General features: G+C 41.8%; 7 protein-coding genes. All 7 read left to right on the top strand.

Features of this window, described 5'->3' with window-relative positions:
- Positions 1-366, top strand: a 366-nt coding sequence (locus WB217_RS06880; protein WP_423991897.1) for a hypothetical protein, incomplete at its 5' end; no start/stop codon positions are given.
- A 223-nt stretch (positions 367-589) separates the two neighbouring features.
- Positions 590-1174: a YitT family protein gene (locus WB217_RS06875; protein ID WP_423991895.1), complete on the top strand. Its 585-nt coding sequence runs from the start codon at positions 590-592 to the stop codon at positions 1172-1174.
- A 222-nt stretch (positions 1175-1396) separates the two neighbouring features.
- On the top strand, positions 1397-2089 hold the full coding sequence (locus tag WB217_RS06870) for a FadR/GntR family transcriptional regulator (RefSeq protein ID WP_423991893.1): 693 nt from the start codon (positions 1397-1399) through the stop codon (positions 2087-2089).
- Positions 2090-2137: 48 nt separating this feature from the next.
- On the top strand, positions 2138-3463 hold the full coding sequence (locus tag WB217_RS06865) for an FAD-binding oxidoreductase (protein ID WP_423991891.1): 1326 nt from the start codon (positions 2138-2140) through the stop codon (positions 3461-3463).
- A 2-nt stretch (positions 3464-3465) separates the two neighbouring features.
- The gene (locus tag WB217_RS06860) at positions 3466-4824 is read left to right on the top strand and encodes a (Fe-S)-binding protein (protein ID WP_423991889.1); all 1359 of its coding nucleotides are present in this window, start codon (positions 3466-3468) and stop codon (positions 4822-4824) included.
- Positions 4824-6290 carry an FAD-linked oxidase C-terminal domain-containing protein gene (locus tag WB217_RS06855; protein ID WP_423991887.1) on the top strand — a complete coding sequence of 489 codons (1467 nt, stop codon included), beginning with the start codon at positions 4824-4826 and terminating at the stop codon, positions 6288-6290. The genes WB217_RS06860 and WB217_RS06855 overlap by 1 nt, the downstream gene beginning before the upstream one ends.
- 164 nt (positions 6291-6454) lie before the next feature.
- Positions 6455-8632 carry a malate synthase G gene (locus WB217_RS06850; protein ID WP_423991885.1) on the top strand — a complete coding sequence of 726 codons (2178 nt, stop codon included), beginning with the start codon at positions 6455-6457 and terminating at the stop codon, positions 8630-8632.
- Positions 8633-8800 lie beyond the last annotated feature (168 nt).

Raw genomic sequence — 8800 nt, 5'->3', positions numbered from 1 at the left:
AAATCATCCAGCAATACTTTGGATCCATTAATAAGAAGTAAAATGGAAAGGAGAATGGATAAGATGAAAGTACATGAAGTGATTGACACAAAGGAAGTGCTTCCTGGAGAATTTATTGATAATTTCTTTGTAATTTATGAGGAAGTTGAAAATAAACAGATTGATATAATGAATAACTTTTTCTTGGAAAAGAATCGTTTTATTCAAAAGAGCATCACTCTTTTCAAAGGAAGTACGTATTCTACTTTACAAAAAATCAAAGCATATCCAATCGATTGTATGGATGAAAGAGCGATTCGAGAAGCGATTTTAAAAGACTATCCTTCGCTATTTAAAAAGGGAGAATATACTAGTAAAGCAGTGTAAGTGAAAAGTCGATTTCATTAAGAGGTGTTTTCCTACATGGGAAACGCCTTTTTTTACCTAAATAATAATGATAGTAATTTTTTCTGTTATATGTAGAAAATTTCGTAAGTATATATTGATTCCAAACAAGTATTTGTCAAGCCTCTTGCAAAATAAGTGTGATGGATGCGCGGAAAATAAAATAGAATATAGTATCCGGAGTCACTCAGGGGGAGAAGGTAAATTGGCACTAAAAATAATGACAATAACCATTGCAAGTATCTTAATTGGAATTGGGATTAACGGATTTATCATACCCTCTCATTTAATTAATGGAGGCATTTGGGGCATCAGTCTTTTGCTTAATTATATATGGGGGTGGAAACTGGCAGTTATATTTACTTGTCTTAATGTCCCTATTTACTTCATTGCCATCTATTACGATTTACATTATTTCTTTTATGGGTTAATTGGTACGTTCATTTCCGCTATTATGATTAGTCTTTTACATCCTCTGAATGGATTATTTCACCTTCCGTTCCTATTAAATATTAGTTTAGGAGGGGTTTTTGTTGGATGCGGAGTAGGCATTATGTTAAGAATTCATGCAAGCCCAGGAGGCCTGGATTTACTTGCATTAATCATATCGAAGTTTTTCTCCGTTAACGTAGGATTGGTCATCCTCTTGATTGATAGTTTTATCGTTTTAAGCGGAGTTATTATTTTTAAAGAGCTATCTTTTCTTTATTCTCTGGTAATTGTTGCATTTGTAGGGTCTATTGTATTGCTGCTGACTTCGATAAAGTCGATATCGATTTCCCGGTATTGAAACACAGGATAGGTTTTTATCCTGTGTTTTTTTTGTATTACTGCCTTTTTCCGCTAAGAATCTCTTAGAACGAGTTTGAAAATATTATATTAAAAAACTGATTAATTAGATTTTTAAATATTTTCAAACTATTTACTTGAAAAATATGCACTACGATGTTTAAATAAAAATTAAGTTGTCACTTATCAGATATGTGATATCTGAAAAGAAAGGGGTGAATTTTTGAAAATCGAAAGGATTTCAACTAAAAAAGTATCCGAATCAGTTACGGAACAAATTGAAAAGATGATTGAAGTTGGCACATTCCTTCCAGGAGAAAAACTGCCTTCTGTCCGTGAGCTTTGCGAAATGTTCGGGGTAGGTCGTTCTGCTGTAAGGGATGCCATCACTACTCTTAAAGGGAAAGGGGCAGTGACGGTAAAGCAGGGAGAAGGTACCTACATATGTAAGTTTGACTCTGGAAAACTCTTTAACAATCATCTGCTCCTTCCAAGCTCAAAAGATATCAGTCAGCTATTTCAAGTCAGAAAGCTTCTTGAACCGGGTATTGCTGAAATTGCCGCGAAAAATCGGTCTGAGAAGGATTTGAAGCTGATGGAGGGCCTCCTTTATGGAAACGGGGATAATAGCTGGGAAGCTGATTATAACTTTCATCTGGCAATAGCCAAAGCAGCAGGGAATGAGATATTGGTCCAGCTTCTCGAATTCATCTCAGCTTCGATGAAAAAGACGATGATTGGATTTCATCAATATATTGAAGAGGATCGTATCGTTTTTGAAGAAATAACTCGTCAGCACTCCCAGATTTTCCGGATGATTCAAAACAAAGAGTCCGCACAAGCAAAGCAAATGATGGAAGAACACTTGGAATATGTAGAGGATTTGCTAAAAACTAGTTCAGTGATAAATGTCTAATATCAAAATTACTTTTGTTTCTTGTTCAGAAACAGTTGGAGGGCTGCTATGATAACCACCGGGATATTAACGGAACTTAAATCTTTTTTTCCTGAGGCGCAAATTTTGGAAGAGGGTATTGAAGCGAATGCTTTTGGCAATGGGGGTTCGATAACGGTATTCCCTAATACTGAAGAGGAGATTGCAAGTGTATTAAAATATGCAAATGAAACAAATAAAACGATTAATGTCATTGGCGGTGGTACGAAAAGAGGATTTGGCGGCACTGCAGAAGGTGCAGATATCCTTATTTCAATGGCAAACTATAAAGGAATCGTCGAACATGTACCAGGCGATATGACGCTTACAGTCAAACCTGGCAGTTCCTTCAAGGAGATTCAGGATTATCTGCAGGAGTTTAACCAAAGAATAGCTCTTGATCCATTTTTACCTGGGAATGCGACAATCGGTGGAATTGTTGCCGCAAATGAAAGCGGTCCCAAGCGTCTTGGTTATGGTTCTGCACGTGATGCGGTAATCGGGCTGAGGATTGTTTATCCGGACGGGAAAGTGATTCGATCCGGTGGAAAAGTAGTGAAAAATGTTGCTGGCTATGACATGAACAAACTTTATATTGGTGCGATGGGTACTCTTGGTGTCATTTCCGAGATCTCTTTGAAATTGAGGCCTGTAACAAAAGATGAAAATCTATTGTTGATAAAATTCACTGAGGACAGCCTGGAAAAGGCAAAGGCCTTTGCTGTTCAGCTTTTGGATACGGTGGTTGAGCCTGTTGCTCTCGAACTGATGAATCCATCATTATCAGAAAAACTGCTAAATGAAAGGGTATTCACTCTGGCAATTGGCTTTGAAGATGTTGAAAGCTCAGTTAAATACCAGGAGGAATTCGTCCGTAAGTTACGGCCGCCAGGTACTAAGCTGGTTATTCTTCAGCAACAGGAAGCAAGATTATTTTGGAATGATTTTTATGAGAATGTGCCAAATGGGTCCGCACCTATTGACGGCAATGGTATAGAAGCAACATTGAAAATAGGAACCGTTAACATGGATGTTATCGAGGTCCTGAAAGAATGCGAGTCAATACAAGATTCCCACAACCTTTTGATAGAAGGGCATGGGGGGCTCGGACATGGATTATCCCAGGTTGTGCTAAGGGGAGCAGAATCAGACGTGCTTTCCGCCATCAGCTTATTAAGGGAAAAGGCAGCACTCCAGAGCGGTTACGTTGTTGTTAAGCATTTGCCACTAGCTTTACGCAAGAAAGTCGATGTTTGGGGAGAAAAGCCAGCTTACCAGTTTTTATTGGAAGGAATCAAAGCAAAAGTCGATCCAAATCGAGTCCTGAATCCTGGACGTTTTGTGGGAGGGATATAATTGTGAGTTTAAGAGAGTTAGATTTGAAGCAGGAACCTACTTGCACATCCAACAGTTTAAGTAATTATCTCTGGAGCGATCCGCCGGATGAAAATAAATGGGCAGATTGCGTCCATTGCGGCATGTGTCTGGAATCATGTCCAACCTATGAACTTACGGGCCAGGAACAACATTCCCCACGCGGGAGAGTCCATCTGATTAAATCAGTGGCAGAAGGAAAGCTTACAGTGAACGAGCAATTCATGGATCCTGTTTTTGCTTGTCTAGACTGCCGTGCATGTACAACAGCCTGTCCGGCCGATGTGAATGTTGGTGGCTTAATAGAAGAAGCTAGAGGGCAAATTCGTCAGGCCATGCCATTGACTGGCTGGAAAGGGGCAGTAAACAAGCTGTTTTTACAAGAATTGTTCCCGCATCAAAATCGTCTTAATTCATTAGGCAGCCTGCTGAAATTTTACCAAAAGAGCGGAATGCAAAAGGCAATCCGGAAGACTGGCCTAATCAATATCATGCCAAAGCATCTTATAGACATGGAAGCGATCATGCCGGAAATCAATGAACCAGTACGGAAAAAATATAAGAACGTGGACGTGATCAAGGCTAAAATTGAGACTAAACATGAAGTTGCGATGCTTACTGGCTGCGTAATGGACGTCATGTTCAGTGATGTCAATGAAGCAACTATTAATGTTTTGACTCGTAATGGAAACGATGTCATCATTCCAAGAAATCAAACATGCTGCGGAGCGTTACATGTCCATGCAGGCGACAGGGAAACAGGAAGGAAGCTTGCCAAGAAAAACATTGAAGCTTTCAAGGATGCTGACAAAATCATAGTCAATGCAGCTGGGTGCGGCAGTATGCTGAAGGAATATCATGAATTGTTCCGGGATGATCCTGAGTGGCATGACAAAGCTGTAGAATTCTCCGAAAAGGTAGAAGATATTTCTAAATACCTTCACGACACCGGATATGAAAAGCCGAAAGCTGAAATGAATGTAAAGATGACTTATCACGATGCCTGCCACCTTGCTCACGGACAGGGAATACGCCAGGAACCGCGTGATATTCTTTTGGATATCCCAGGAGTGGAAATGGTCCATATGCCGAACTCCGACCGTTGCTGCGGAAGTGCCGGAATCTATAACATAACAAACCCTGACATGGCCGGTGCCATCCTTGATAGCAAGATGGAAAATGTCCCGGAAGATGTCGAGATGATTTCTATGGGAAACCCAGGCTGTATGCTTCAAATGGCAGTAGGAGTCCAAAAGCATGGAAGAAACCAAAAGGTTGTGCATACTATTCAGCTGCTTGACTGGGCATATCAAAAAGAAGACAGCCTGAAGGAGGGAAAGTAATGGCTCGCAAAGGCATTCAAACGAACGATCCTCACATTTTGAATCTCGCTAAGATTGTCGGTGATGACCCGGTCCGCAAGTCCATCCTCTATCATAAGGAAGACCTGCTTGCTTACGATTGTGACGGTTTTACACTCCATAAGCATTTACCAAAGGTGGTTGTTTTTCCAAAGAATACAGCAGAAGTAGCAGCGATCGTTAAATACTGCCATGAAAATGATCTGCCATTCCTTGCTAGGGGTGCCGGTACTGGCCTTAGCGGGGGAGCAATTCCGCTGAACGGTGAGGTAATCATTAGTATGGTCCGGATGAAAAAGCTGTTAAGCGTAGATTTTGAGAATAGAAGGGCAGTTGTTGAACCTGGTTTTGTGAACCTTAAGCTCACCAACTCTATTTCAGATAAAGGATATTACTATGCTCCAGACCCTTCAAGCCAATATTGCTGCACGATTGGCGGGAACGTTGCTGAAAATGCAGGCGGTGCCCATTGCCTGAAATATGGTGTAACAACTAACCATATTCTAGGTTTGGAAGTTGTCATGCCGAATGGAGATATAATCGAAATAGGGAGAGATGGAGTTCCTGACCTTCCTGGATATGATTTGCTTGGATTATTAACGGGTTCGGAAGGGACATTGGGAATCGTAACTAAAATAACCGTAAGAATTTTAAAAAATCCTGAATCAAAACAAACTGTACTAGCTTATTTTGATAAGGTAGCAGATGGCAGCAAAGCAGTATCAGATATAATTTCAGCAGGAATTGTGCCTGCAGCACTTGAAATGATGGATAAAACCGCCATAGAGGGCGTGGAGGCTGCTGCATTCCCGGTTGGGCATCCAAAGGATATTGAGGCGGTGCTGCTGATTGAGGTGGACGGTATTGCCGCTGGGATTGATGAGCAAATAAACCAGATTCTTGAGGTTTGCAATAATAATAATGTCAGAGAAGTAAAAGCTGCACAGAGTGAACAGGAAAGAGCAAGATGGTGGGCAAACCGAAAAACTGGCTTTGGGGCAATGGGTGCGATTTCACCTGACTATTTAGTTCAGGACGGTGTCATCCCGAGAAGCAGGTTGCCGGAAGTGTTAAAGCGGATAAATGAAATCAGCGATGAATTCGGACTGCGAATTGCCAATATTTTTCATGCCGGGGACGGTAATCTTCATCCGCTCGTTTTATTTGATGCCAGAAAGCCTGGTGAAAGTGAGAAAGCTCTTGAGGCAGGAAGCCTGTGTCTGAAGGTGTGTGCAGACGTTGGAGGTACCATCACCGGAGAGCATGGGGTGGGCATTGAAAAAAGAGAAGAAATGCGTTTTGTGTTCACAGATGAGGAAATTTTGGCACAGACAGAGATCCGGCAAGTCTTTAACTCGAAAAATCTATTAAACGCTGGAAAACTTTTTCCCTCACCTGGGCGTTGCGTTGAGGTTAAAAAGGAAATTGCCGCAGTTTCATCCTTGTAATGATCGATATAAAAAAAGTAAAAAATTTTTAGTTAAATTGTTTGAAAATTCTTTTAGAAGCATGGTATGATTTTTTTAAGGAGTTATTGAAACAGCGTTTCGTAATAAGAAACAACTATCGAACGCTGCTATTATTGGCTAGTAAAAGGGAGGAAATCATTCACATGGCAGACTATGTAAAAGCGGGAACTCTACAAGTAGCAACAGAACTCTATGAATTTATCAATTCTGAAGTTATTCCGGGGTCGGAGGTTGATCAGGAACAGTTTTGGTCAGGATTGGGTAGTTTAGTGAAAGATCTGGCGCCAAGAAATAAAGAATTATTAAAGGTCCGTGATGAAATACAAAGCAAGCTGAATGCATGGCACCGCGAAAACGAAAGCTTTAATTTTGAAAAATATAAAACATTTCTTGCGGAGATTGGCTATCTAGAGCCAGAGGCTGATGATTACAAGGTTACTACTGAAGCAGTAGATGAAGAGGTTGCATTCCAGGCGGGACCACAGCTTGTTGTACCAGTAAATAATGCCCGATACGCGATTAATGCAGCGAATGCCCGATGGGGAAGCTTGTATGATGCCCTTTACGGTACAGATGCCATCAGTGAAGAGGATGGAGCAGAACGTGGCTTAGGCTACAATGCAGTTCGAGGTGACAAGGTCATTGCCTATGGCCGCGAATTCCTTGACAAGGCAGCTCCACTAGCTGAAGGATCCCATAAAGATGCCGAAAAATATGTAATCGTTGACGGTAAGCTTACTGTTTTATTGGCAGACGGTCAAACAACCGGGTTAAAAGAAGAGGAGAAGATGGCGGGCTATAAGGGAGAGCCTGCAGAACCATCCGCAGTTTTGCTGAAAAATAACCGTTTACACTTTGAAATCCAAATTGATCCAAGCCATTCAATTGGCAAGACCGATAAAGCGGGAGTAAAAGACATCTTGCTCGAAGCTGCATTGACAACGATTATGGACTGCGAAGACTCTGTAGCAGCGGTTGATGCCGAGGATAAAGTAGTTGTTTATCGCAACTGGCTTGGTCTTCAAAAAGGAGACTTGTCAGCGAACTTCAATAAAAGTGGCCGCAGCATGACAAGGACGATGAATCCAGACAGGCAGTACAAAGCTCCAAATGGGGAAGAATTCAGCCTAAACGGCCGCTCTGTCATGTTTGTCCGTAATGTGGGTCACCTGATGACAAGCAATATGCTTCTGGACGAAGAAGGTAACGAAGTTCCGGAAGGTATCCTTGATACTGTGTTTACAGGCTTGATTGGAAAACATTCAGTTATTGGAAATACAAAATTCAGGAATTCATCAAAAGGTTCTATTTATATTGTAAAGCCAAAAATGCACGGTTCAAAGGAAGTGGCTTTTGCCAATGAACTGTTTGATCGTGTAGAGGATCTTGTTGGGCTAGAACGCCACACTCTTAAAATTGGGGTTATGGATGAAGAACGACGCACTAGCCTTAACCTTAAAGCATGTATTCGCGAAGTAAAAGACAGAGTCGTGTTCATTAACACAGGATTCTTGGATCGCACTGGAGACGAAATGCATACCTCCATGGAAGCAGGCCCGATGATCCGCAAGAATGATATGAAATCGTCAGTCTGGCTGCAGGGTTATGAAAAATCGAATGTTGCCACAGGTCTGGACGTTGGCTTCCAGGGTCGTGCTCAAATTGGAAAGGGTATGTGGGCAATGCCAGATTTGATGGGGCCTATGCTCGAACAAAAGATCGGCCACTTGAAGGCTGGCGCAAATACAGCTTGGGTGCCATCTCCAACTGCTGCTACATTGCATGCCCTGCATTATCATGAGGTAGATATATTTGAAGTGCAAAATGTACTGGCAAAAGAATCAAAAGACTACAGGGATGAGATCCTGCAGATACCGGTTGCAGAAAATCCTCAGTGGACAGCAGAAGAAATCCAGGAAGAGCTTGATAATAATGCGCAGGGAATCCTTGGTTATGTGGTTCGCTGGGTTGAATCGGGTATCGGCTGCTCCAAAGTTCCTGATATCAATGATGTAGGACTGATGGAAGACCGGGCTACTTTAAGGATTTCCAGCCAGCATATGGCTAACTGGCTGCACCACGGTGTATGTTCGAAAGAGCAAGTGCTTGAAACTTTACAGCGTATGGCAAAAGTTGTAGATAAACAGAATGAATTAGATCCTGATTACCGCCCAATGGCTTCAGACTATGACAATTCTGTTGCGTTCCAGGCAGCATGCGATCTTGTCTTCCTTGGGTATGACCAGCCGAGCGGCTATACTGAACCGATCCTGCATCGCCGCCGCCAGGAAGCGAAAGCAAAGTTTGCGGTGAAAAATTAATTTTATCGATCCTTTATAAGGGCATTCTAACTCAGATTAGAGTGCCCTTATATATAATTTTAAGGCTCTGTTTAAGCTGAATGTTGATTTTTAAACTCTGTTGATTGTAGTGGAAGGCGCGTAGACTCCTGCGGGCGCAGCTGGACAGGTGAGACCCCGCAGGAGCGA

The organism is Mesobacillus sp. (assembly GCF_049588175.1).
Classification (GTDB): Bacteria; Bacillota; Bacilli; order Bacillales; family Cytobacillaceae; genus Mesobacillus.
The sequence above is the reverse complement of the archived record's forward strand: the minus strand, read 5'-3'. Positions and strand labels throughout refer to the sequence as shown.

What these genes read in the sequence shown, in the direction of transcription:
- WB217_RS06850 (WP_423991885.1), top strand. Translation starts at nt 6,455, where the DNA reads ATGGCAGACTATGTAAAAGCGGGAACTCTACAAGTAGCAACAGAACTC.
- WB217_RS06855 (WP_423991887.1), top strand. Translation starts at nt 4,824, where the DNA reads ATGGCTCGCAAAGGCATTCAAACGAACGATCCTCACATTTTGAATCTC.
- WB217_RS06865 (WP_423991891.1), top strand. Translation starts at nt 2,138, where the DNA reads ATGATAACCACCGGGATATTAACGGAACTTAAATCTTTTTTTCCTGAG.